Source organism: Xanthobacter sp. DMC47, from assembly GCF_056313845.1.
Map to the genome: position 1 here is coordinate 188,133 of NZ_JBQUZM010000006.1, position 22,025 is coordinate 210,157.

Annotated in this window: 21 protein-coding genes and 1 tRNA gene; 14 read left to right on the forward strand and 8 right to left on the reverse strand. The window is 68.1% G+C overall.

Annotation, left to right across the window (positions count from 1 at the left end; translation table 11 throughout):
- The first annotated feature begins 33 nt into the window (after window positions 1-33).
- From aroC to ACT54R_RS23075, 3 genes are all read left to right on the forward strand, one after another.
- Complete coding sequence (gene aroC / locus ACT54R_RS23065; RefSeq protein WP_476330649.1) at window positions 34-1,149, forward strand: chorismate synthase; 1,116 nt, start codon at window positions 34-36, stop codon at window positions 1,147-1,149.
- Between the two features lie 12 nt (window positions 1,150-1,161).
- A complete protein-coding gene (locus tag ACT54R_RS23070; RefSeq protein ID WP_476330652.1) occupies window positions 1,162-1,935 on the forward strand; it encodes a polysaccharide deacetylase family protein in 774 nt (257 codons plus the stop codon).
- Window positions 1,936-2,051: 116 nt separating this feature from the next.
- Entirely contained in the window at window positions 2,052-2,705 is a 654-nt protein-coding gene (locus ACT54R_RS23075) for a LysE family transporter (protein WP_476330655.1), read from the forward strand.
- 74 nt (window positions 2,706-2,779) lie between these two features.
- Here the strand turns inward: ACT54R_RS23075 and ACT54R_RS23080 are convergent.
- A tRNA-Leu gene (locus ACT54R_RS23080) sits at window positions 2,780-2,864 on the reverse strand.
- Between the two features lie 201 nt (window positions 2,865-3,065).
- Between ACT54R_RS23080 and lipB the strand changes: the two genes are divergently transcribed.
- Complete coding sequence (lipB, locus tag ACT54R_RS23085; protein WP_476330658.1) at window positions 3,066-3,794, forward strand: lipoyl(octanoyl) transferase LipB; 729 nt, start codon at window positions 3,066-3,068, stop codon at window positions 3,792-3,794.
- Window positions 3,795-4,052: 258 nt separating this feature from the next.
- Here the strand turns inward: lipB and gatB are convergent, their stop codons facing one another.
- Window positions 4,053-5,543, reverse strand: coding sequence for an Asp-tRNA(Asn)/Glu-tRNA(Gln) amidotransferase subunit GatB (gatB, locus tag ACT54R_RS23090; protein ID WP_168457892.1), 1,491 nt, complete (start codon window positions 5,541-5,543; stop codon window positions 4,053-4,055).
- A 258-nt stretch (window positions 5,544-5,801) separates the two neighbouring features.
- Between gatB and ACT54R_RS23095 the strand changes: the two genes are divergently transcribed.
- Window positions 5,802-6,863, forward strand: a complete 1,062-nt coding sequence (locus tag ACT54R_RS23095) for a glycosyltransferase family 2 protein (protein WP_476330661.1) — start codon at window positions 5,802-5,804, stop codon at window positions 6,861-6,863.
- A 54-nt stretch (window positions 6,864-6,917) separates the two neighbouring features.
- Here the strand turns inward: ACT54R_RS23095 and gatA are convergent, their stop codons facing one another.
- The gene (gene gatA, locus ACT54R_RS23100; protein ID WP_168457894.1) at window positions 6,918-8,402 is read right to left on the reverse strand and encodes an Asp-tRNA(Asn)/Glu-tRNA(Gln) amidotransferase subunit GatA; all 1,485 of its coding nucleotides are present in this window, start codon (window positions 8,400-8,402) and stop codon (window positions 6,918-6,920) included.
- Complete coding sequence (gene gatC / locus ACT54R_RS23105) at window positions 8,399-8,686, reverse strand: Asp-tRNA(Asn)/Glu-tRNA(Gln) amidotransferase subunit GatC (RefSeq protein ID WP_024278942.1); 288 nt, start codon at window positions 8,684-8,686, stop codon at window positions 8,399-8,401. Before gatC ends, gatA begins: the two co-directional genes overlap by 4 nt.
- 164 nt (window positions 8,687-8,850) lie before the next feature.
- On the opposite strand from gatC, the gene ACT54R_RS23110 reads away from it, so the two are divergent.
- From ACT54R_RS23110 to ACT54R_RS23125, 4 genes are all read left to right on the forward strand, one after another.
- Window positions 8,851-9,045 (forward strand): type II toxin-antitoxin system VapB family antitoxin, encoded by a 195-nt coding sequence (locus ACT54R_RS23110; protein ID WP_476330665.1) that lies wholly within the window; start codon window positions 8,851-8,853, stop codon window positions 9,043-9,045.
- A complete protein-coding gene (locus ACT54R_RS23115; RefSeq protein WP_476330668.1) occupies window positions 9,042-9,407 on the forward strand; it encodes a type II toxin-antitoxin system VapC family toxin in 366 nt (121 codons plus the stop codon). Before ACT54R_RS23110 ends, ACT54R_RS23115 begins: the two co-directional genes overlap by 4 nt.
- A gap of 40 nt (window positions 9,408-9,447) precedes the next feature.
- On the forward strand, window positions 9,448-9,966 hold the full coding sequence (ruvX, locus tag ACT54R_RS23120) for a Holliday junction resolvase RuvX (RefSeq protein WP_168457897.1): 519 nt from the start codon (window positions 9,448-9,450) through the stop codon (window positions 9,964-9,966).
- A gap of 177 nt (window positions 9,967-10,143) precedes the next feature.
- Window positions 10,144-11,079: an AEC family transporter gene (locus ACT54R_RS23125; protein ID WP_168457898.1), complete on the forward strand. Its 936-nt coding sequence runs from the start codon at window positions 10,144-10,146 to the stop codon at window positions 11,077-11,079.
- Between the two features lie 60 nt (window positions 11,080-11,139).
- On the opposite strand, the gene ACT54R_RS23130 is transcribed toward ACT54R_RS23125, so the two are convergent.
- On the reverse strand, window positions 11,140-11,562 hold the full coding sequence (locus ACT54R_RS23130) for a hypothetical protein (RefSeq protein WP_168457899.1): 423 nt from the start codon (window positions 11,560-11,562) through the stop codon (window positions 11,140-11,142).
- A 244-nt stretch (window positions 11,563-11,806) separates the two neighbouring features.
- On the opposite strand from ACT54R_RS23130, the gene ACT54R_RS23135 reads away from it, so the two are divergent.
- Genes ACT54R_RS23135 through dprA form a run of 4 tightly spaced genes read left to right on the forward strand, consistent with a single transcriptional unit; the run spans window position 11,807 to window position 15,882 of the window.
- Window positions 11,807-12,754, forward strand: a complete 948-nt coding sequence (locus ACT54R_RS23135; protein ID WP_168457900.1) for an aspartate carbamoyltransferase catalytic subunit — start codon at window positions 11,807-11,809, stop codon at window positions 12,752-12,754.
- Window positions 12,747-14,063 carry a dihydroorotase gene (locus tag ACT54R_RS23140; RefSeq protein ID WP_476330674.1) on the forward strand — a complete coding sequence of 439 codons (1,317 nt, stop codon included), beginning with the start codon at window positions 12,747-12,749 and terminating at the stop codon, window positions 14,061-14,063. Before ACT54R_RS23135 ends, ACT54R_RS23140 begins: the two co-directional genes overlap by 8 nt.
- A 58-nt stretch (window positions 14,064-14,121) precedes the next feature.
- Window positions 14,122-14,727 (forward strand): glycerol-3-phosphate 1-O-acyltransferase PlsY, encoded by a 606-nt coding sequence (gene plsY, locus ACT54R_RS23145; RefSeq protein ID WP_476330677.1) that lies wholly within the window; start codon window positions 14,122-14,124, stop codon window positions 14,725-14,727.
- Between the two features lie 6 nt (window positions 14,728-14,733).
- Entirely contained in the window at window positions 14,734-15,882 is a 1,149-nt protein-coding gene (dprA, locus tag ACT54R_RS23150) for a DNA-processing protein DprA (RefSeq protein ID WP_476330680.1), read from the forward strand.
- Between the two features lie 15 nt (window positions 15,883-15,897).
- On the opposite strand, the gene ACT54R_RS23155 is transcribed toward dprA, so the two are convergent.
- The gene (locus ACT54R_RS23155; RefSeq protein ID WP_476330683.1) at window positions 15,898-16,110 is read right to left on the reverse strand and encodes a hypothetical protein; all 213 of its coding nucleotides are present in this window, start codon (window positions 16,108-16,110) and stop codon (window positions 15,898-15,900) included.
- Window positions 16,111-16,442: 332 nt separating this feature from the next.
- Here ACT54R_RS23155 and topA point away from each other — a divergent pair, with 332 nt between their 5' ends.
- The gene (gene topA / locus ACT54R_RS23160; RefSeq protein ID WP_476330686.1) at window positions 16,443-19,133 is read left to right on the forward strand and encodes a type I DNA topoisomerase; all 2,691 of its coding nucleotides are present in this window, start codon (window positions 16,443-16,445) and stop codon (window positions 19,131-19,133) included.
- Window positions 19,134-19,162: 29 nt separating this feature from the next.
- On the opposite strand, the gene ACT54R_RS23165 is transcribed toward topA, so the two are convergent.
- Both ACT54R_RS23165 and ACT54R_RS23170 read right to left on the reverse strand, forming a co-directional pair.
- On the reverse strand, window positions 19,163-20,707 hold the full coding sequence (locus ACT54R_RS23165) for an MDR family MFS transporter (protein ID WP_476330689.1): 1,545 nt from the start codon (window positions 20,705-20,707) through the stop codon (window positions 19,163-19,165).
- Window positions 20,708-20,810: 103 nt separating this feature from the next.
- Window positions 20,811-21,974, reverse strand: coding sequence for a zinc-binding metallopeptidase family protein (locus ACT54R_RS23170; RefSeq protein ID WP_476330692.1), 1,164 nt, complete (start codon window positions 21,972-21,974; stop codon window positions 20,811-20,813).
- Between the last annotated feature and the right edge of the window lie 51 nt (window positions 21,975-22,025).

Here is a 22,025-nt window from a genome sequence, read left to right on the forward strand (position 1 = left end):
GAGCCGGAAGCATCTCTAGGACCTGAAGCCGCCATGTCGTTCAACACCTTCGGCCACATGTTCCGCGTGACCACCTTCGGCGAAAGCCATGGGGTCGCCATCGGCTGCGTGGTGGATGGCTGCCCGCCCAACGTGCGCTTCACCGTCGAGGACGTGCAGGCCGCGCTCGACCGGCGGCGCCCCGGCCAGTCGCGTTTCACCACCCAGCGCCGGGAGCCGGACGAGGTGAAGGTGCTGTCCGGCACCCTGCCCCATCCCGAGGGCGGCCTCGTCACCACCGGCACGCCCATCGCGCTGCTGATCGAGAACGTGGACCAGCGGTCCAAGGATTATGCCGACATCGCCGGCGCCTACCGCCCCGGCCATGCGGATTTCACCTACGACATCAAATACGGCATCCGCGACCATCGTGGCGGCGGCCGCTCCTCGGCGCGCGAGACGGCGACCCGGGTCGCTGCCGGTGCCATCGCCGCCAAGGTGCTGCCCGGCGTGACCGTGCGTGGCGCGGTGGTGCGCATCGGCGAGATCGAGATCGACCGCTCCCGCTGGGACTGGGACGAAGTGGGCAACAACCCCTTCTTCTGCCCCGACCCGGGAACCGTGCCACTGTTCGAGGAATACCTCGACGGCATCCGCAAGGCCGGCTCCTCGGTTGGCGCGGTGGTGGAGTTGGTGGCGGAGGGCGTGCCGCCCGGCCTCGGCGCCCCGCTCTATGCCAAGCTCGACGGCGATCTCGCCTCCGCCCTCATGGGCATCAATGCCGCCAAGGGCGTCGAGATCGGCGAGGGCTTCAACGCCGCCCGCCTCACCGGCGAACAGAATGCGGACGAGATGCGCCTCGGCAACGAGGGGCGACCGCACTTCCTCGCGAACCATGCGGGTGGCATCCTCGGCGGCATCTCCACCGGCGCCCCCATCGTCGCGCGATTCGCGGTGAAGCCGACCTCCTCCATCCTGACGCCGCGCCAGACCGTGGATCGCGCCGGCCACGAGACCGAGATCTTCACCAAGGGCCGGCACGATCCCTGCGTCGGCATCCGCGCCGTGCCGGTGGGCGAGGCCATGGTGTGGTGCGTGCTGGCCGACCACCTCATCCGCCACCGCGGACAGGTGGGCCAGAGCCCCGCCTGGCCGTTCACTCACGGCTGACGGGAGGCGGGAATGAAGCAGCCGGCCCGCGCACGGCGCCTTCTTCTGGCGGCTGCCGCCCTCCTGCTCTGCGCGCCGGGGCAGGTGCTCGCTTGCGGGCCGGAGGCGCTGGGAACATCGCGGGTGATGGAGATCGACCCCAGGGGCCTGCGCGTCGGCAAGAAGTCCTTCCCCGACACCCTTCCGTTGGCGCCGAAGGAGGTCGTGCTGACCTTCGATGACGGACCATGGCCGACCACCACGGCCGCCGTGCTCGATGCGCTGAAGGCGGAGTGCGTGCGCGCCACCTTCTTCCTCATCGGCGAAAATGCCCGTGCCCGACCGCAACTGGTGAAGCGGGAACTGGCCGAAGGCCACACGGTCGCCCACCACACCATGACCCATCCCGCTGCGACGCTGGCGAAAATCCCCTCCGATGCGGCGGTGAAGGAGATCGAACGCGGCATGGCCGCCGACGATGCGGCGGCCTATGGCGCGGCCGGGACGGCGCCCCGCGTGCCCTTCTTCCGCTTCCCCGGATTCGCCTCGACGCCGCAGCTGCTGGCCTATCTTGAGACGAAGGGCATCGCCGTGTTCGGTGCGGACCTATGGGCCAGCGACTGGAACGTGATGACGCCGGAGGCCGAGCTGGACCTCATCATGAAGCGCCTGGAGGCGACGGGCGGCGGCATCGTGCTGTTTCACGACACCAAGCCCTACACCGCGGCAATGATTCCCGCCTTCCTCAAGGCCTTGAAGCAGAACGGCTATAGCGTCGTTCACATCGTTCCCAAGCCGGCCTCCTGATCCGCGACACGCGGTGAAGGTTCGTCCACGCATCGCAGCGGCATCCAGCGTTTGAGGGAAGCGCTTGTGGCACCAGGGTGTGCATATGCCTCCGCACGAACTGCGGAGACGATGGCATGTCCGACGCAACCCCTGCCCTGCTGGTCTTCGCGGGCACCTATGCGGCCATGGTTCTGGTCCCGGGCGCGAACTTCCTCGTGGTGAGCCGTGCGAGCCTTGCGGGCTGGCCCATCGGAATGGCCGCCGCGCTCGGTGTCTCGGCCGGTGCCACGGCCAATGTCACCACAGTGGTTATCGGCCTCGTCTTTCTGAGCGGGATTAATCCCTCGGGCGATCTGGGGTGGCTCCAGCTGGCGTTCTGCCTGCTCTACGCCGCGCTTCTTCTGCGGGCGGGAATCAGCTGCCTGCTTGAGGTCTGGATGTCGCGCGGTCACGCGGGGACGGCGCCCCAGGCCGTCGTCCAGCGCACCGGGCGCGAAGCGTTTCGGCTCGGCTTCCTCACGGCAGCGACCAACCCCATGTCGCTGTCGTTCTTCCTGGCCTCGGGCGGACTGCTCGCCGCGGCGGCCGGACGGGAGGCCATGTTCGCCAGCCCCCTTCTGGTGTTTTCAGTGGCCGCCGGGTGGTTCGGCGTCCTCGCCCTGCTCTTCTCGGCTCCGCCTGCCCGCCGCCTTTATCTGAAAATGCGACTGGCCGCCGATACCTGCATCGGTGCCTTGCTCGTCGTCGCCGGCGGCCTCGTGCTGCTGCGGGTGTTCTCCCGGCTTTGACGGACGCAAGCCCGGAAACGAAAAAGGCCCTCGCCGGAAGCCGGAGAGGGCCTTTTTCAAAAGCCAGATCAACCTGGTGCGGACGAGAGGACTCGAACCTCCACGGGTCTCCCCACTAGCACCTCAAGCTAGCGCGTCTACCAATTCCGCCACGACCGCAGTCAGGGATGGCACCGGTCTCAGGTTCCTCGGGAGAGGACCGCTTCCGGCCGGGGGCCATCGTCTAACAGATCGAATGTGCCGCCACAAGTGCCCGGCAAAGGTAAGCTGCACCACAGCGCCCGGCCTGTGGATGACGGTTCCGCGAACCCTGTGACGGCGGGGCTGGACCGGACGCGCGGATGGATTAAAGCAGTTCGCATGAACGCCAGCGCCCCCACCGCAGCCACGCCCCGCGCCAGCCTGGAAACCGATTTCCGTCCGCTCGATTCTTCCGCTCCGCCGGTGGAGTGGGTGGTGAGCGATGGTCTCGTGCCCTACCCGGAGGCTCTTGCCGCCATGGAGGCGCGCGCCGCCGCCATCGCCGAAGGCACCGCGGCGGAATGCGTCTGGCTGCTGGAGCATCCACCGCTCTACACCGCCGGCACCAGCGCCCGGCCGGAGGACCTCGTGGACGCGCGGTTCCCCGTCTACGAGACGGGCCGGGGCGGCCAGTTCACCTACCACGGCCCTGGCCAGCGGGTGGCTTATGCCATGCTCGACCTCAGGCGCCGCTCGCCGGACGTGCGGCGCTATGTGAGCGCGCTGGAGGCCTGGATCATCGGCACCCTCTCGGCCTTCAACGTCACCGGCGAGCGGCGGGAAGACCGGGTGGGCGTGTGGGTGCGCCGGAAGGGCGGCGGAGAGGACAAGATCGCCGCCATCGGCATCCGCGTGCGCCGCTGGGTGACGTTCCACGGCATCTCGCTGAACGTGGAGCCGGACCTCAGCCACTTCGGCGGCATCGTCCCCTGCGGCGTGCGCGAGCATGGCGTCACGAGCCTCGCCGACCTCGGGCTTCCAGTGACCATGGCCGAGGTGGATGCGGTGATGCGGGTGGCGTTCGAGGAGGTGTTCGGGGAAACGGTGCCGGGCGAGCCGCTCGGCTGAGGGAGCGGTCGCCTCCTCACCGCCGTCGCCCTCCGGCTTGACCGTAGGGCCTACCGTTCGGCCCGGCGCAGAGTGACACGTGGCGGGATGGGTGGTCCGGTCAAGCCGGACCACGACGGCCGAAAGGAACGGGCAGCGACGCCAGCCGCAGTGGTGCTGTCGGAGCCCCTGCGGCAGTCCCCTGCGCTGGGCCCCGGCTCGCATTCCGCTTCGCTGCATGCGTCCGGGGCGCGAGGGCGTGCCCCGAACATCGTCCCCTCAGATCCCGAGCTTCGCCTTCAGGATGTCGTTCAGCGCCTGGGGATTCGCCTTGCCGCCGGAGGCCTTCATGGCCTGGCCGACGAACCAGCCGAGCATGGTGGGCTTGGCCTGCACCTGGGCCACCTTGTCCGGATTGGCGGCGATGATTTCGTCCACCACCTTCTCGATGGCGCCGGTGTCCGTCACCTGCTTCATGCCGCGGGCCTCGACCACCACGCGCGGGTCGCCGCCCTCGGTGAAGATGATCTCGAACAGGTCCTTGGCGATCTTGGACGAGATGGTGCCCTCGCCGATGAGGTCGAGGATGGTGCCGATCTGCTGGGGTGTGACGGGCGAGGAGGTGATGTCCTTGCCCTCCTTGTTCAGCCGGCCGAACAGCTCATTGATGACGAAATTGGCCGCCGCCTTGCCGTCGCGCTTGGCGCCGCCGCCTTCCACCACCTGCTCGAAATAGTCGGCGGTGTCGCGCTCGGCCACGAGCACGCCGGCGTCGTAGGGCGAAAGGCCGTATTCGGCGATGAAGCGGGCCTTCTTCTCGTCCGGCAGCTCGGGCAGGTTGGCCTTCAGTTCCTCCACCCACTCCGACTTGATGTCGAGGGGCAGCAGGTCCGGATCGGGGAAGTAGCGGTAGTCGTGCGCCTCTTCCTTGGAGCGCATGGACCGCGTCTCGCCCTTGGTCGGGTCGAACAGCCGCGTTTCCTGGGCGATGGTGCCGCCGTCCTCGATGATCTCGATCTGCCGGCGGGCTTCCGCCTCCACCGCCTGGCCGATGAAGCGGATCGAATTGACGTTCTTGATCTCGCAGCGCGTGCCCAGCGGCCCACCGGGCCGGCGCACGGAGACATTCACGTCGGCGCGGAGATTCCCCTTCTCCATGTCGCCATCGCACGTGCCGAGATAGCGCAGGATGGTGCGCAGCTTGGTCACATAAGCCTTCGCCTCGTCCGCCGAGCGCAGGTCCGGGCGGGAAACGATCTCCATCAGCGCCACGCCGGAGCGGTTCAGGTCGACGAAAGAGAGGGTCGGCGACAGATCGTGGATGGACTTGCCGGCGTCCTGCTCCAGATGCAGGCGCTCGATGCCCACGGTGAAGCTCTCGCCGTCCGGCAGGTCGACGATCACCTCGCCCTCGCCTACCACGGGCTGCTTGTACTGGCTGATCTGGTAGCCCTGCGGCAGGTCCGGATAGAAATAGTTCTTCCGGTCGAACACCGAATGCAGGTTGATCTCGGCCTTCAGCCCGAGGCCGGTGCGCACGGCCTGCGCGACGCACTCCTTGTTGATGACGGGCAGCATGCCGGGCATGGCGGCGTCCACCAGCGACACGTGATCGTTGGGCTCGCCGCCGAAGGCGGTCGAAGCGCCGGAGAACAGCTTGGCATTGGAAGCGACCTGGGCGTGCACCTCCATGCCGATCACCACCTCCCAATCACCGGTGGCGCCGGAAATCAGCTTCTTGGCCTCCGCGGGCCGGGTGTGAAGGGTCATGGTCGTCCTATCGTCTGCGCGGATGGTCCACGCTGCCTGATCCTTGCGGCAGCGCCGCAATCTGGTCGGTGTCGTACCCCTAGGCGACATTGCAGGCAACGGCCATGCGGTGCCGAAAGGGCAGGATACACTTTGTTACACTAAGTTATCTGCGCCTTATTTCGCCCGCAAAACGGCCACGCCCTCGCTACGGCCCTACCCAAATTCCGCTCGCCCTGCCCGTAGATTGAGCACCGGGGCTTTGTAGGAGTAGGGCAGATGAGGCTGGCGGGGGTCTCCATCGTCCGCGACGAAGCGGATATAATCGAAGCTTGGGTGCGTCATAATCTATTTTTCTTAGACCACCTTTACATTGTCGACGACGGGAGTACCGACCAGACAACTCGCATCCTCGACATTCTGGTTACGGAAGGTCTTCCCATATCGGTGACTTCTGAAAAGTCACTGGCGGCTTATCATCAGGGCGAACGCACCACGGCCCTCATCGCCTACGCTATGGCAGCTGCATCCTGGGACTTCGTTTTCCCCCTGGATGGCGATGAGTTCATTGTTGCCGAGGACCGTGCAGCGCTCGAGACGGACCTCGCAGCCATCGGCGGCTACCGGCTCGGTGGGCTGAACCCGCGTCACTACCTGATGACCGACGAGGACGACATCGAAGAGCCCTGCCCGCTGACCCGGCTGCGGCACGTGGCGGTGCATGAGCCCTACATCTTCAAGGTGGTCGTGCCGGGTCAGCTCGCCTGCGAGCGCGGCTTCGCCATCGTCGATGGCAACCACCGGGCCACCAAGTGGGACGTCACCCTGCCGACCACGCTGCTTCCCAATGTCCAGCTTGCGCATTTCCCGGCCCGTTCGGAAGCACAACTGGTGAGCAAGGGGATCGCCGGCTATCTCCGCTGGACCGCCCGGACCGACTTTTCCGAAGGCGCCCCGGACCGGATCCTGGAAGGAGTGGGCATCCTGAAGGAGGAGTCGGACATCCGGGTGCGTGCGCTCGACCGGCTGGCGGAGGCCCTGGGTCCCGACCGGGGCGGCCGCCATGCGCGGCTCCAGCCCTTCGTCGAGCGTCGCGGCGAGGTGCGCTACCCCGAGCTTGCCCGCATCTTCCCCTATCGCCGTGTGCTGTCGGCGACCGATGATCTCGTCCACGCCTTCAAGGCGGCGCTCAACGAGAACAAGGAACTGCGGCAGGGCGATGCCACCATCTGGTCGCGCATGTCGCAGCTGTTCGCCCGGCGGCGGAAATCTCTGCGCAAGCGCCTCACCGCGCTCCGCGCCGGCCAGGATGTGCCGAAACAACCGCTTGGCTATTATTGAGGCATGCAATGGCGGAGTCGGGCAAAGGCCCCGGCTCCGCTAGCGCCATCTACTTCAGGACTTCCACCACAGATCCTCGACCGGGAAGCGGCCCGCAGCCTCCTCGATCACCTCGGCGAGGGAGAAGAGCGTTCCTTCCTCGAACGGACGGCCGATGAGCTGGAGCCCCAGCGGCAGACCATCGGCGGAAAGTCCGGCGGGGACGGAGATGCCCGGCAGGCCGGCCATGTTCACCGTCACGGTGAAGACGTCGTTGAGATACATCTCCACCGGGTCGGCCTTCAGCTTCTCGCCGATGCCGAAGGCGGGCGACGGCGTCGCCGGGGTGAGCACGGCATCGACGCCCTGCGCGAACGCCCGGTCGAAGTCGCGCTTGATGAGGCTGCGCACCTTCTGCGCGCGCAGGTAATAGGCATCATAATAGCCGGCGGACAGCACGTAGGTGCCGATCATGATGCGGCGGCGCACTTCCGGGCCGAAGCCGGCGGCGCGGGTGTTCTCATACATCTCCACCACGTCCTTGCCCGGCACGCGGGCGCCGTAGCGCACGCCGTCATAACGGGCGAGGTTGGAGGAGGCTTCCGCCGGGGCGACAATGTAATAGGCCGGCAAAGCATACTGGGTGTGGGGCAGCGAGATGTCGACGATCTCGGCACCGGCCTCTTCCAGCCACTTGGCGCCCTCGCGCCACAGGGTGTCGATCTCGTCGGCCATACCGTCCATGCGGTATTCGCGCGGAATGCCGATCTTCTTGCCCTTGATGGACGCGCCGACCGCCTCTTCATAATCCGGCACCGGCCGGTTGACGCAGGTGGAGTCCTTCGGATCGTAGCCGGCCATCGAACGCAGCAGGATGGCCGCGTCATTCACCGTGCGGGCAAACGGTCCGGCCTGGTCGAGGGACGAGGCGAAGGCAACGATGCCCCAGCGCGAGCAGCGGCCATAGGTGGGCTTGATGCCGACCGTGCCGGTGAAGGCCGCCGGCTGGCGGATGGAGCCGCCGGTGTCGGTGCCCGTCGCGCCGGCGCAGAGGAACGCCGCCACCGCCGCCGCCGAGCCGCCGGACGAGCCGCCGGGCACGATGGGGGTGTCGTCTCCGTCGCGATGCCAGGGCGACACCACCGGCCCGAAGGCCGAGGTCTCGTTGGACGAGCCCATGGCGAACTCGTCATTGTTGAGCTTGCCGAGCATCACCGCGCCGTCCCGCCACAGGTGGGAGGTGACGGTGGATTCATACTGCGGCACGAAGTTCTCAAGGATCTTCGAGCAGGCCGTGGTGCGCACGCCCTCGGTGGCGAACATGTCCTTGATGCCGAGGGGGATGCCCTCCAGCGGGCCGGTGTCGCCGGAGGCGATGCGCTTGTCGCTCTCCCGCGCCATCTCCAGCGCGATGTCCGGGGTTTCGAGCACATAGGCGTTGAGGGGGCGCGCCTCTTCCATGGCCTTCAGATAGGCCTCGGTGAGCTCGACGGAGGTGAACTCGCCCTGCGCAAGCCCCTCGCGCGCCTGGGTGAGGGTGAGCTTGGTGAGCTTGGTCATTCCACCACCTTCGGCACGGTAAAGAAGCCACCCTCGGCATCGGGGGCGTTGGCGAGCACCTTCTCGGGGCAGTTTCCGTCGGTCACGGCATCCTCCCGCATGGGCAGCTCCACGGGAACGACGCTGGTCAGCGGCTCGACGCCGGAAACGTCGAGATCGGCCAGTTGCTCGACGAAATCGAGGATGGCGTTAAGCTCGTTCTGAAGATGGCCGAGTTCCTCCTCGCGCACGGCGATGCGTGCGAGATGGGCCACCCGGCGGACTGTCGCCTGATCGACGGACATGAGTACGCTCCCAAAAGCTGCCCGCCGCTATAGCAAGGGGTATGCCGCGGTGGAAGGGTTTGGCGTCAGGAGAGGCGATCCGGACGGATGCGCGCATGCGCGATTTGCGCATCGAATGATGCTATTGTTCGTGCCAAGGCGATTTCATCAAAGGCCAGCTCCATATGCGGACCACCCTCGCCATAGACGATGAGCTTCTCTCCAGGGCGCAGGCCTTGACCGGGATGACGGAGAAATCAGCGCTCGTGCGCGAGGCCCTGAAGGCGTTGATCGCACGGGAAAGCGCATTGCGCCTTGCGCGCCTCGGAGGGAGCGAACCCCAACTGACGCCGGTCCGCAGACGGCGGCCAGACGAATGATTCTGGTCGATACCTCCATCTGGATCGACCACTTTCGCCAAGGGGAAATAAGGCTCGAGCAGGTACTGGCCGATGGCGCTGCGATGGTGCACCCCTTTGTCATCGGCGAACTGGCGCTTGGAAACTTGCGCCAGCGAGACGTCATTCTGGAAGCCCTCGCCGCATTGCCCCAGGCGACCGTTGCCGAGCCGGACGAGGTGCTTGATCTCGTGACGGCCGAAGCTCTCTATGGTCGAGGGATTGGCTATGTGGACGCCCACTTGATTGCGTCGGTTCGTTTGACGCCCGAAGCTGTTCTGTGGACGCGCGACAAGCGATTGGCAGCCATTGCAGAAGAACTGGGAATTGCGCTCGGGGCGTGATCCCCCTTGCCCCGCCCGACAATTCCTCTAACCCTCGCGCATGGCAGACACGCCCCTCCCCGCCCCCGTCGGTCCGCTCGCGGACATCGCCGCCCTCCTGCCGCCGCGCGGCGCGCTCATCGGGCTCGATCTTGGTACGAAAACCATCGGCGTCGCGGGCTCAGACCCCGACCGGCGCATCGCCACCGTGATCGAGACGGTGAAACGCACCAAATTCACCGCCGAGGCCCAGCGTCTGGTGGCTCTGGCGGACGAGCGGCGGGCGGTGGCCTTCGTGCTGGGGCTGCCCCTGAACATGGACGGATCGGAAGGTCCCCGCGCGCAAGCGAGCCGGGCATTTGCCCGGAACTTCGCGCGGCTGGCGGGACGGCCCATCGCCCTGTGGGACGAGCGCCTGTCCACGGCCGCCGTCGAGCGGGCGCTGATCTCGGCCGACATGAGCCGCGCGCGCCGGGCCGAAGTGGTGGACCAGCATGCAGCCGCCTTCATCCTCGAAGGCGCCCTCGGCTTCCTCGATCGCCTCGTGGAGAACCAAGAGGAAACCGACCGGGAGGACTGATTCGGTCCGCTCCCGTTCCCGGCGGGTTCTCGCCCGGCCGCCACCCTGTCCCGTTTCGGGACGATGGCGCTTTTCTTCTCCCGGCTCCGGGCCTAAAGCGGGCGCGCGGCAAATTCACGTCGCCGCCGAGGAATAATTGCCTGCCGCCGAACGGCCGGCACGGTAAGCGTCTGCCCTATGAGCCTCATCATCACGGCCCTCGTGCCGGTCTTCCTCATCATCGCCCTCGGCGCCGTGCTGCGGCGCATCCTCCTGAAGGATGCGGCCCATTGGGCGGCGCTGGAGAAGCTCACCTATTTCGTGCTGTTCCCGGCCCTGCTGGTGGTGTCCGCGGTGAAGGCCGACCTCAGCACGGTGAATGTCGTGGCAGTGGCCGGCGCGCTCATCGGCACGGTCATCCTTCTGTCGGGGCTCATCCTGCTCATGCACAGGCCGCTGATCGCGGCGCTTGCGGCGGACGGGCCCGGCTTCACCTCCCTGTTTCAGGGGGCGGTGCGCTGGAACACCTACATCGTGCTGGCGGTGGCGGGCGGCCTCTACGGCGCTGCGGGAATCACCATCGCAGCGCTGGCGCTGGTGGCGATGATCCCGGTGGTCAACGTCATCGCCGTGCTGGTGCTGGCCTCCTTCTCCGGCCGCCACCCGCCGACGTTCGCTTATGTGGCCGAGCAACTGGCGCGCAATCCCTACATCTGGGCGTGCTCGGCGGGCGCCCTGCTGAATGTAACGCACGCCCCGGTGCCGACCGTCCTGGTGGAGTTCGGCGATATTCTCGGCAAGGCCTCGCTGGCGCTGGGACTGCTGGTGGTCGGCGGCGGACTGATCCTCGATCGCCTGAAGCGGCCCCGCGCCATCGTGTTCGCCAGTCTCGCCCTGAAGCTGCTGGTGAAGCCGGCCATCGCCCTTGCGCTGGCGCTGGCCTTCGGGCTGCGCGGCACCGAGCTTGTGGTGGTGGCCATCACCGCCGCGGTTCCTTCGGCCCCCAACGGCTACGTGCTGGCACGGCAGATGGGCGGGGATGCGCCGCTCCTCGCCGAAATCCTGACCATCCAGATCATCGGCGCCGCCATCACGCTGCCGCTGGTGGTGACCATCGCCAAGATGCTGGCCTGACGGCCTGACCCAAACGAAAGGGCAGCCGAAGCCGCCCTGACGTATCTGCAGCCCCGCGACTCAGCAGGGCGAGAAATAGCCCTGCCCCATCGGCCCCGTCTGCACCCAGCAGCTGCGCGGGCGCGGCGGAGGCACCGGTTCCAGATAGACCCGCGGCGCGGGCTGGTAATAAACGACCGGCGGCTGCTCGTAATAGACGACCGGGGGCGGCGGGGGCGCGGCGGCAGCGCCGGCGATGGCTGCCGCACCCAGCACGCCGATGGCGACGCCGGCACCCAACGCGGCACCGTTGCCGCAATTCCAGCAGCCACCGTAATAGCGGCCGCGATACCAGTAGCCGACATCGGTGACACTCGCGGCCTTGGCCGGCGCCATGGCCAGCGCGCCGGTGCCGATGGCTGCCGCATGGCCCGTGCCGGCCCCGCCGGTGAGCACCACGGCGACGCCGAGCGCCATGAGGTTCGTCCGCATCAGAATGGACATAACGAGTAACTCCCAACCTCCGGGGCAACGGTCTGGCGGCTCGCTCCAGTCCGTCCGGTCCGGCTGCGAAAAGGCTCGGTGAGACTTCGATCCAAAGTGTGGCGACGCTGGGGAATCACCGGGACCGCCCTTCACGGATGGTGAACGTACGGTAAATCTCGTCGAGCGCGTTGGACCGAACCTTGCTCCATTCACAGGCTTCCCTTGCCGGGGCCGCGCTTGGGGGATATGCCTCCCGCCTGCCATGCAAGATGCTTCCGCCTTCACGCTCTCCGGCCGAGACCTCATCGGCATCGAAGGGCTTTCCGCCGGCGAGATCACGGGTCTGCTCGACCTCGCCGAGGAGTTCGTCGAACTCAACCGGCAGATCGAGAAGAAGCGCACGACGCTGCGCGGACGCACCCAGATCAACCTGTTCTTCGAGGCCTCAACCCGCACCCAGTCGTCTTTCGAGATCGCGGGCAAGCGGCTCGGAGCCGACGTGATGAACATGTCGGTCGCCTCGTCCTCGGTGAAGAAGGGCGAGACGCTGATCGACACCGCGATCACGCTGAACGCCATGCACCCGGACATCCTCGTCGTCCGGCATCACGCCTCCGGCGCGGTGGCACTCTTGGCGCGCAAGGTGGACTGCTGCGTGGTGAATGCCGGCGACGGCGCCCACGAGCACCCGACCCAGGCCCTGCTCGACGCCCTCACGATCCGCCGCAACAAGGGGCGCATCCAGGGCCTCACGGTCGCCATCTGCGGGGACGTGCTGCATTCGCGCGTGGCACGCTCCAACATCGCACTGCTCAACACCATGGGCGCCAAGGTGCGCGTGGTGGCACCCTCCACGCTCCTGCCCTCGGGCGTGGAGAGCCTCGGCGTCGAGGTTTTCCGCACCATGGAGGCGGGACTGGAGGGAGCGGACATCGTGATGATGCTGCGCCTGCAGCGTGAGCGCATGGCCGGCTCCTTCATCCCCTCGGTGAAGGAGTATTTCCACTATTTCGGCCTCGACGAGGCCAAGCTGCGCTACGCCGCGCCCGACGCGCTGGTGATGCACCCCGGCCCCATGAACCGCGGCGTGGAGATCGACTCGTCCATCGCCGACGGGGCGCAGTCCCTCATTCGAGAGCAGGTGGAGATGGGCGTCGCCGTGCGCATGGCGGTGCTCGATTCCCTCGCGCGGAAGCTTCCCAATGCGTAACGGCCGCTCCCATTCCAACGAAACCCGGCCGCTGCTGCTCGCCAATGCGCGGGTCATAGACCCCTCCCGCGGCGCGGACTTCCATGGCGATGTCTTCCTCGCCGACGGCGTGGTGAAAGACGCTGGATTCGGCATCGCCGCCGCCGGCATTCCGGACGGCGCCGAGGTGGTGGACTGCGCCGGGGCGGTGGTCGCCCCCGGCCTCGTGGACATGCGCGCCTTCGTGGGCGAGCCCGGCGCCGAGCATCGCGAGACGCTGGCATCGGCGAGCCACGCGGCGGCGGCGGGCGGGGTCACCACCATCATCTGCCAGCCGGACACCGACCCGGCGGTGGACGATCCGGCCATCGTGGACTTCATCCTGCGGCGGGCGCGGGACACGGCGGTGGTGCGGGTGCATCCCATGGCCGCCATCACCAAGGGCCTCGAAGGCCACGAGATGACGGAGATCGGCCTGCTGCAGGCCGCCGGCGCCGTCGCCTTCACCGATGGCCACAAGTCGATCATGAACGCCCAGGTGCTGCGCCGCGCGCTCACCTACGCTCGCGACTTTGACGCCCTTCTGGTGCACCACACCGAGGACGCCTCCATGTCGCAGGGGGCGATGAACGAGGGGGCCTTCGCCTCCCGCCTCGGCCTCTCGGGCAATCCCAAGGCGGCCGAAACCATCATTCTGGAGCGCGATGTGCGCCTCGTGGGCGCGGCGCGCTCGCGCTACCACGCGGCGGCGCTCACCTGCGCCGAATCGCTGGAGGTGCTGGAGCGGGCGAAGGCGGCGGGGCTGCCGGTGACGGCCTCGGTCAGCATCAACCACCTCTCGTTCAACGAACTGGATATCGGCGCCTACCGCACCTATTTCCGCCTCGCCCCGCCGTTGCGCGGGGAAGAGGACCGGCAGGCGCTGATCCGCGCGCTCGCCTCCGGCCTGCTGGATGTGGTGGTTTCCGACCATCTGCCGCAGGACGTGGAAGGCAAGCGCCTGCCCTTCTCGGAGGCCGAGCCCGGCGCCATCGGGCTGGAAACGCTGCTCTCCGCCGCGCTGCGCCTCGTCCATTCCGATCAGGTGGACCTCGTGAACCTGCTCGCGGCCCTCTCCACCCGGCCGGCGCAGATTCTGGGGCTGAACGCCGGCACGCTGCGGCCGGGCTCCTCGGCGGACGTGATCGTGTTCGATCCCGGCATGCCCTACGTGCTCGATCCCCGCTCCCTGAAGTCGCGCTGCCGGAACACGCCGTTCGACGAGGCGCGCCTCGACGGACGGGTGCTGCGTACCATCGTTGCCGGGCGCACCGTCTACGAATACGTTTGACCCACCGTGACCTGTGCCGTCCCGCCGCGGCGGCGCGGCGAGACCGTTCGAGGTGCGCATGCCTGATACCCCGCCCGCGCTCGTCCTGCTGATCGCCCTTGCGTTCGGCTACCTGCTCGGCTCGGTCCCATTCGGGCTCCTCCTCACCCGCTTTGCCGGCACCAAGGACCTGCGCACCATCGGCTCCGGCAATATCGGCGCCACCAATGTGCTGCGCACCGGGCGCAAGGATCTCGCCGCCGCCACCCTCCTGCTGGACGCGCTGAAGGGCACGGCCGCGGTGCTCGTCGCCCGCCATTTCGCTGGCGAGGCTGCCGCCATGGCGGCAGCGGTCGGCGCCTTCCTCGGCCACATCGCGCCGGTCTGGCTGCGCTTTCGGGGCGGCAAGGGTGTCGCGACCTTCCTGGGCGTGACCATCGGCCTGTTCTGGCCTGCCGCCATCGCCTTCGCGGTGGTGTGGCTGGGGGCGGCCTATTTCACGCGCTATTCCTCCCTCTCCGCGCTCATGGCGTCGGTCGCCACGGTGGTTGCGGCCATGGCGTTCGGGAACAACACTCTCGCCGTTCTGCTCGCCCTGCTCGCCATCCTGCTGTGGCTGAAGCATCACGAGAACATCCGCCGGCTGCTGGAAGGCACCGAGGGCAAGATCGGCGCGAAGGGCTGACCGGCCATGGCGCGGGGCAGGGCAAGCGGTCCCACCAGCGGGCCGGCGAAGGGCGAACTGCTTGGGCCCGAGCAGCGCCGCGACTGGCTGCGCCTGATCCGCACCGAGAATGTCGGCCCGCGCACCTTCCGCGCCCTCATCAACCAGTTCGGCGGCGCGGGCGCGGCGCTGGAGGCCCTGCCCTCCCTGGCCCGGCGCGGCGGACGGCTGATGCCGCCGCACACCCCGTCCGTTGCCGAGGCCGACGCCGAACTGGAGGCGCACGCCCGGATGGGTGCCCGTCTGGTGGCGCTCGGCGAGCGGGATTATCCCCCCGCCCTTGCCGCGCTCGATGACGCGCCGCCGCTGATCTCCGTGCGCGGCGAGGCCGAGGTGCTGCGCCGGCCCATGGTCGGCATCGTCGGCGCCCGCAACGCCTCTGCCGCCGGGCGGACCTTTGCGGCGCGCCTCGCCCGTGACCTCGCGGCGGGTGGCTGGGTGGTGGTGTCCGGCCTCGCGCGCGGCATCGATGCGGCCGCCCACGAAGCGAGCCTCGACGGCGGCACGGTGGGCGTGTTCGCCGGGGGGCTCGCCAAGCCCTATCCGCCGGAAAACCTCGGCCTGATGGACAAGGTGGCCGCGACGGGCGCGCTGGTGTCCGAGATGCCCATCGGCTGGGAGCCGCGCGCCCGCGACTTCCCCCGGCGCAACCGCCTCGTGTCCGGCATGAGCCTCGGCGTGGTGGTGGTGGAGGCGGCGGAACGGTCGGGCTCGCTCATCACCGCGCGCCTCGCCGCCGAGCAGGGGCGCGAGGTGTTCGCCGTGCCCGGCTCCCCGCTGGATCCCCGCGCGGGCGGCACCAATCGCCTTCTGAAGCGTGGCGCGACCCTCGTCACCGAAGCCGCCGATATCATCGAGGTGCTGACCCCCATCGCCGGGCGACGCGACGATCCGGTGGTGGAGGCGGAGGCGCCGTTCGTGCCGGCGGGGCCGGTGACGCCGGGGGACGATGCGCGGGCCCGGGTCGTCTCGCTCCTCGGTCCGGTTCCCACGCCGATCGACGATCTCGTCCGGCTGTCCGGCTGCACGGTCGCGGAAGTCCAGATCGTGCTGCTTGAACTCGAGCTTGCCGGTCGGCTCGACCGGCCCGGCACGGGGCGGGTGGCACTCAGATAGTCAGACGGCACAGCCTCACCGCGGCCCGATGTCGGCGTGGCCCGGCCCCTTGGAGGATACGCTGTCGGCCAGGGCTCGTGCCTCTTGCCGAGCCATGTCGAGCACGTAGGCGAGGGTGCTGAAGCCGTGGCTGCGGGCGAGGCGTGACAATTCGGCGGTAATGGCGGCGACATAGGCGGCCGTCGCAGCCGCGTCGCCGGCAATGTCGACGGGAGACCGTTCGGTCATGTCGGTTCCAAAGCCCCGTTTGGTATCTGATACCGGTCTTAAAGATTGAATTCGATATGAAAACATACTCTGGGTTGTAGTTTGATCAAACCTGCCGCTCCGCCCTGACGGGGCACCCCATTTGACAGGCGCCCCTCGGCTCCCCATGTTGCGGCGCTCTCGGCGTCGCGGTCCGCTCTTGCTGGGGATGACGGATCGCGATCAGACGCCGGGCACTGGAGCCGGAGCTTCATGCTTCGCCCCTGGGAGGCCGAACGGCAACCCGGGCTGCTCCCTCCCCTTTTCCAAGGCCGCGCAATGGGGCGGCGGCCCTTGATTGAGACACGGTCGTCATGCAGGTCGTCATCGTCGAATCGCCGGCCAAGGCGAAGACGATCAACAAATATCTCGGTCCCGGCTACGAGGTGTACGCCTCCTACGGCCACGTGCGCGACCTGCCGTCAAAGGACGGGTCGGTTGATCCGGACGCCGATTTCCGCATGCTGTGGGACGTGGATCCCAAGGCGCAGAAGCGGCTCAACGAGATCGCCGCCGCCGTGAAGGAGGCCGATGGCCTGATCCTCGCCACCGACCCGGATCGCGAAGGCGAGGCCATTTCCTGGCACGTGCTGGAGGTGCTGCGGCAGAAGAAGGCGCTCAAGGCCCAGAAGGTCGAGCGCGTCGTCTTCAACGCCATCACCAAGCAGGCGGTGCTGGAGGCCATGAAGGCACCCCGCGCCATCGACAGCGCGCTGGTGGACGCCTATCTCGCCCGCCGCGCCCTCGACTATCTGGTCGGCTTCACCCTCTCCCCCGTGCTGTGGCGCAAGCTGCCCGGCGCCCGCTCGGCGGGCCGCGTGCAGTCGGTGGCGCTGCGCCTCGTCTGCGACCGCGAGCGGGAGATCGAGACCTTCGTCGCCCGCGAATACTGGTCCATCGTCGCCCGCCTCGCGACACCCCGGAACGAAGAGTTCGAGGCGCGCCTCTCGGGCGCCGACGGCAAGAAGATCACCCGCCTTTCGGTGGGCACGGCGGAGGAGGCCAAGGCCTTCCGCGCGGCGCTGGAAAGCGCGGCCTTCCGGGTGCGGTCCATCGAAGCCAAGCCCATGAAGCGGCATCCCCAGCCGCCCTTCACCACCTCGACCCTGCAGCAGGAGGCGAGCCGCAAGCTCGGCCTCGCCCCGGCCCGCACCATGCAGATCGCCCAGCGCCTGTACGAGGGCGTGGACGTGGGCGGCGAGACGGTGGGCCTCATCACCTACATGCGAACCGACGGCGTGGACATGGCGCCCGAGGCCGTAGCCGCCACCCGCAGCGCCATCGGCAAGCAGTTCGGCCCGAAATACCTGCCCGGCGTGCCGCGCAAGTACACGACGAAGGCCAAGAACGCGCAGGAGGCCCACGAGGCCATCCGCCCGACCGACCCCTCACGCCATCCCCGCGAGGTCGCCCGCTATCTCGATGGCGAGCAGGCCAAGCTCTACGAGCTGATCTGGATCCGCACCGTGGCGAGCCAGATGGAATCGGCTGAGCTGGAGCGCACCACGGCGGACATCGAGGCGAAAGCCGGCGCCCGCACGCTGGATCTGACTGCCACCGGAACGGTGGTGAAGTTCGACGGCTTCCTCACCCTCTACCGCGAGGGCAAGGACGACGAGGACGACGACGAGGAAGGCCGCCGCCTGCCCGCCATGAGCGCCAACGAGGCGCTGGCCCGGCGCGACATTTCCACCACCCAGCATTTCACCGAGCCGCCGCCGCGCTATTCGGAAGCCTCGCTGGTGAAGCGGATGGAAGAGCTGGGCATCGGTCGTCCGTCCACCTACGCCGCCGTGCTCGCGGTGCTGCGCGACCGCGAATATGTGAAGCTCGACAAGAAGAAGCTGGTGCCGGAGGACAAGGGCCGGCTGGTCACCGCCTTCCTCGAAAGCTTCTTCAAGCGCTACGTGGAATACGACTTCACCGCCGACCTCGAGGAAAAGCTCGACGAGGTCTCGGCGGCGGAACTCGACTGGAAGGAGGTGCTGCGCGCCTTCTGGCAGGATTTCCACGCCGCCATCGAGGCCACCAAGGACCTGCGCGTGTCGCAGGTGCTGGACGCCCTCGATGAGATGCTCACCGCCCACATCTTCCCGCCCACCGAGGACGGCTCCGACCCGCGCCTGTGCCCCACCTGCGGCACCGGCCGGCTCTCGCTGAAGATGGGCAAGTTCGGCGCCTTCATCGGCTGCTCCAACTATCCCGAGTGCCGCCATACCCGTCCGCTCACCGGCGACAATGCGCAGGAGGGCGACGGCACCCGCGTGCTCGGTCTCGACCCGGATTCGGGCGAGGAAGTCACCATCCGCTCGGGCCGTTTCGGCACCTATCTCCAGCTCGGCGAGGGCAAGGACGGGGAGAAGCCCAAGCGCTCGTCCTTGCCCAAGGGCCTCGCCCCGGCTGACGTAGATTTGGAAACAGCTCTCAAGCTGCTCGCATTGCCGCGCGAGATCGGTCTCCATCCGGAGGATCGCGAGCCCATCCTCGCCGGCATCGGGCGCTATGGACCCTACGTCCAGCACGGGCGCACCTATGCCAATATCGAGGACGGCGACGACATCCTCGCCATCGGCCTCAACCGGGCGGTGGCGCTGATCGCGGAGAAGCAGTCCAAGGGCCGTGGCGGGCGCGGCGGCACGCCGGCCGGACGGGTGGTCGGCGATCACCCGACGCTGGGCGGGCCGATCACCGTGCGTCCCGGCCGCTTCGGGCCTTACGTGAACCACGGCAAGGTCAATGCGACCCTGCCCAAGTCCACCGATCCCGAGGCGCTGACGCTGGAACAGGCGGTGCAGCTCATCGACACCAAGGCTGCCTCTTCGCCGGCCAAGCCCGCGCGCGGCGGCGCCCGCAAGGCTGCCTCCGCCGATGGCGAGAAGGCCGCGCCGAAGAAGGCTGCGGCTGCAAAGAAGCCTGCTGCGAAGAAGCCGGCCGCGAAGGCTGCGGCTCCCAAGAAAGCTGCCGCCAAGAAGGCAGCGGCAAGCGAGCCCGACGCCGCCGAATAGGCGCCGCGTGAAACCCGGCTGGGGCAGCGTCAGACGATGCTGCCCTCGCCCTCGCTGGCATGGACCGAGTTGCGCAGCGGCCGTTCGGGCAGGAAGGCCAGCGCCATGGCCGCGAGCGCGGCCAGCACCGCCACGGTGAGGAACACCCGGCTGAACGCAGCCGAGAGCCGCGCCGGATCCGCGTTGCGTGCCACGCTCTCGATATCCCCTGCCCCGCCCGTGGCCAGTGTCGCAAGAAGCACGGCGCCCAGCACCGCGACCACGAGCGCACCGCCAAGCTGGCGGAAGAAGGTCATGACGCCGGTGGTGGTGCCCATCAGATGCGGTTGCACGGCATTCTGGATCGACACCGTGCAGACCGGCAGGGCCGTCCCCGTTCCCAACCCGATGACGGCGAACAGCACGAGCACGAGCGCGATCGGCATCGCGGGGAACAGGACGATGGCGAGGAGCCCGCAGACCGAGAGCGAGAGCCCGGCGATGGCTGGCCGCTTGTAGTGGGCCAGCCGCGCCATGGCGCGGCCGGAGAGCACCGCCCCCACCACCACGCCGCCCATGACCGGAATGAGGCCGAGCCCGGACTGGGTGGCCGAGAGTGCGCGGCCGGTCTCGAAATAGAGCGGCACGAAGATGGACAGGCCGACCATTCCCCCGAACGCGAGGAACGAGGCGATCATCCCCCAGCCAACGACCCTGTCGCCGAGCAGGCCGAGCGGCAGGAACGGCTCCTCGGCCCGCCGCATCCGCCAAAGGAACAGGCCCAGGAACAGCGCCGCGCCGGCGAACAGGCCGAGGATAAGCGGCGAGCCCCAGGGAAAGCGCACGCCACCCCAGCCGAGCGCAAGCAGCAGCAGCAGGCTCGCCACCGCCATGAGCAGGGCTCCGAGATAGTCCATCCGGTGCCGGCGCTCATGGCGCGGCAACTGGCGCAACCGGCGCTCGGTGATGACGAGGGCCGCAAGGCCGATGGGCAGGTTGATCCAGAAGATCAGGGTCCAGCTGAGATATTGCGCGAACAGGCCCCCAAGCACCGGACCGGCGATGCTGGAGGCGGCGAACACGCCAGCGATCTGCGCCTGGTAGCGCCCGCGCTCCCGCGGCGACACGAGATCGGCGATGATGGTCTGGGACAGGGAGATGAGGCCGCCGCCCCCCAGCCCCTGCACCGCCCGCGCGATAATGAGGGCGAGCAGGTTCGGCGCCAGCGCGCAGGCCACCGAACCGGCCGAGAACACGGCAACCGCGGTCAGCAGCATCACCCGCCGTCCATGGATGTCGCTCAGCTTGCCGTAGAGCGGCGTCGCCACCGTCGCGGAGAGCAGATAGGCCGTGACCACCCACGAGATGTTGGCGAAATCGCCGAACGCGTCGCCGATGGTGGGCAGGGCCGTGGCCACGATGGTCTGGTCCAGCGCACCCAGCAGCATCGCAAGCATCAAGCCGAAGATGATGCGGCGAATTTCGGCATGGGCCAGCGGGACGGTCGCCGCGGACGGCACAGGGTTCGGCGAAGGATTGGATCGGTGCATCAAGGGAATCGGCAGGCGGCGGGAGGTCGGATAGGAGGTCCCCATGGGCTCCTCCCCCGCACCGGATTGCAAGGCCGACGCGGCGGAAGGGGGTATCGCGACGGCTCCTGCGAAGCTTCACGAATGCGTGAAAGCCTCCCGGCGCGGCTCAAGCGACCGCGCTGATGGGGCTTCCCTCCGGCGCATCGGCGGCATTCTCCCCGCGCCCGGGCGGAACCTCCTCGACCACCGGCACCGGGTCGGCCTCCACCAGGCGATGCGCGAGCGCGTGGATGAAACCGATCTTGTCGATCACCCCCGGGCCGAGGATGAAGGGATAGGCGTCCGACATCCCAAGGCAGCGATTGAGGTTGTTGAGGGCGAACGAGATGGGCAGCCACGAATCCACCATCTGCTGAATGGCGCAGGCACGGTAGGGGTTGAAATCGACCTCCGCCCCGAGCTCGCCCGTTCGGTCGAGGCGCGGCTGCACGCGCATGCCGAAGGCCGCCGCCATCTCCAGCGTGTCCACGATGTGGATGTAATGCTTGAAGGTCTCGGCGAAGTCCTCCCACGGGTGGGCGGTGGCGTAGGCCGAGACGTAGTTTGTCTGCCAGTCAGGCTTCGGGCCATTGGCATAATAGGCCTTCAGGGCCTCGCCATAGTCCGCCGTCTCGTCGCCAAACAAGGCGCGAAAGGCCTGCAGCCGGCCGGCATCGCGCACCAGGCGGTTCCAGTAATAGTGCCCCGTCTCGTGCCGGAAATGGCCGAGCAGCGTGCGGTAAAGCTCGCCCAGCTCGCCCTTGCGGTGCTCGCGCTCGGCATCGTCGGCCTCAGCGAGGGCGATGGTGATGAGGCCTTCGTCGTGGCCGGTCATGATCTTCGGCGCCGAGCCATCCGGGTCGTCCGCGAGGAAGTCGAAGCAGAGGCCGCCCTCGCGGTCCTTGTTGCTTTCCAGCGGCAGGTTCAGGCGCAGCAGGGAATAGATGAGCCGGTGCTTGGCGATCTCCACCTTCTGCCACTTGCGCAGGTTCTCGGGCGCGGTGAGATCCGGCACGGTGCGATTGTGCCGGCAGGCGAGGCAGAATTCGCCCTCCTGGTCTGCGGGCACCAGCCAGTTGCAGGCGTCGAGCGCCGCATTGGCGCAGAAGCGGTAGCGCTGCTCGCCGCGGCCGACGGCGGTCCACAAGCCGCTCTCCGCCTCCCCGTCGCGCTCCAGCGGTACCAGTGCGTTGGCCTCAGGGATGTATCCCAGGTCGTGGCCGCACTTCTCGCAGCGGCGGTTCTCGAAATACAGGAGCTGATCGCAGGCGGCACAGCGAAACAGGCGCATGATGGGTCTCCCCCAAAGGCAAAACGGCCGTCATGCTGCGACGCCGTCCGG

Bases quoted from the DNA above. Each gene is read 5' to 3' on its own strand.
- ACT54R_RS23155 (WP_476330683.1), bottom strand. From the start codon at position 16,110: ATGACCGAACGGTCTCCCGTCGACATTGCCGGCGACGCGGCTGCGACG.
- ACT54R_RS23130 (WP_168457899.1), bottom strand. From the start codon at position 11,562: ATGTCCATTCTGATGCGGACGAACCTCATGGCGCTCGGCGTCGCCGTG.
- lipB (WP_476330658.1), top strand. From the start codon at position 3,066: ATGAACGCCAGCGCCCCCACCGCAGCCACGCCCCGCGCCAGCCTGGAA.
- gatC (WP_024278942.1), bottom strand. From the start codon at position 8,686: ATGTCCGTCGATCAGGCGACAGTCCGCCGGGTGGCCCATCTCGCACGC.
- ACT54R_RS23125 (WP_168457898.1), top strand. From the start codon at position 10,144: ATGAGCCTCATCATCACGGCCCTCGTGCCGGTCTTCCTCATCATCGCC.
- dprA (WP_476330680.1), top strand. From the start codon at position 14,734: ATGGCGCGGGGCAGGGCAAGCGGTCCCACCAGCGGGCCGGCGAAGGGC.
- ACT54R_RS23070 (WP_476330652.1), top strand. From the start codon at position 1,162: ATGAAGCAGCCGGCCCGCGCACGGCGCCTTCTTCTGGCGGCTGCCGCC.
- gatB (WP_168457892.1), bottom strand. From the start codon at position 5,543: ATGACCCTTCACACCCGGCCCGCGGAGGCCAAGAAGCTGATTTCCGGC.
- gatA (WP_168457894.1), bottom strand. From the start codon at position 8,402: ATGACCAAGCTCACCAAGCTCACCCTCACCCAGGCGCGCGAGGGGCTT.
- ACT54R_RS23170 (WP_476330692.1), bottom strand. From the start codon at position 21,974: ATGCGCCTGTTTCGCTGTGCCGCCTGCGATCAGCTCCTGTATTTCGAG.
- topA (WP_476330686.1), top strand. From the start codon at position 16,443: ATGCAGGTCGTCATCGTCGAATCGCCGGCCAAGGCGAAGACGATCAAC.
- ACT54R_RS23140 (WP_476330674.1), top strand. From the start codon at position 12,747: ATGCGTAACGGCCGCTCCCATTCCAACGAAACCCGGCCGCTGCTGCTC.
- aroC (WP_476330649.1), top strand. From the start codon at position 34: ATGTCGTTCAACACCTTCGGCCACATGTTCCGCGTGACCACCTTCGGC.
- plsY (WP_476330677.1), top strand. From the start codon at position 14,122: ATGCCTGATACCCCGCCCGCGCTCGTCCTGCTGATCGCCCTTGCGTTC.
- ruvX (WP_168457897.1), top strand. From the start codon at position 9,448: ATGGCAGACACGCCCCTCCCCGCCCCCGTCGGTCCGCTCGCGGACATC.
- ACT54R_RS23135 (WP_168457900.1), top strand. From the start codon at position 11,807: ATGCAAGATGCTTCCGCCTTCACGCTCTCCGGCCGAGACCTCATCGGC.
- ACT54R_RS23165 (WP_476330689.1), bottom strand. From the start codon at position 20,707: ATGGGGACCTCCTATCCGACCTCCCGCCGCCTGCCGATTCCCTTGATG.
- ACT54R_RS23115 (WP_476330668.1), top strand. From the start codon at position 9,042: ATGATTCTGGTCGATACCTCCATCTGGATCGACCACTTTCGCCAAGGG.
- ACT54R_RS23110 (WP_476330665.1), top strand. From the start codon at position 8,851: ATGCGGACCACCCTCGCCATAGACGATGAGCTTCTCTCCAGGGCGCAG.
- ACT54R_RS23075 (WP_476330655.1), top strand. From the start codon at position 2,052: ATGTCCGACGCAACCCCTGCCCTGCTGGTCTTCGCGGGCACCTATGCG.
- ACT54R_RS23095 (WP_476330661.1), top strand. From the start codon at position 5,802: ATGAGGCTGGCGGGGGTCTCCATCGTCCGCGACGAAGCGGATATAATC.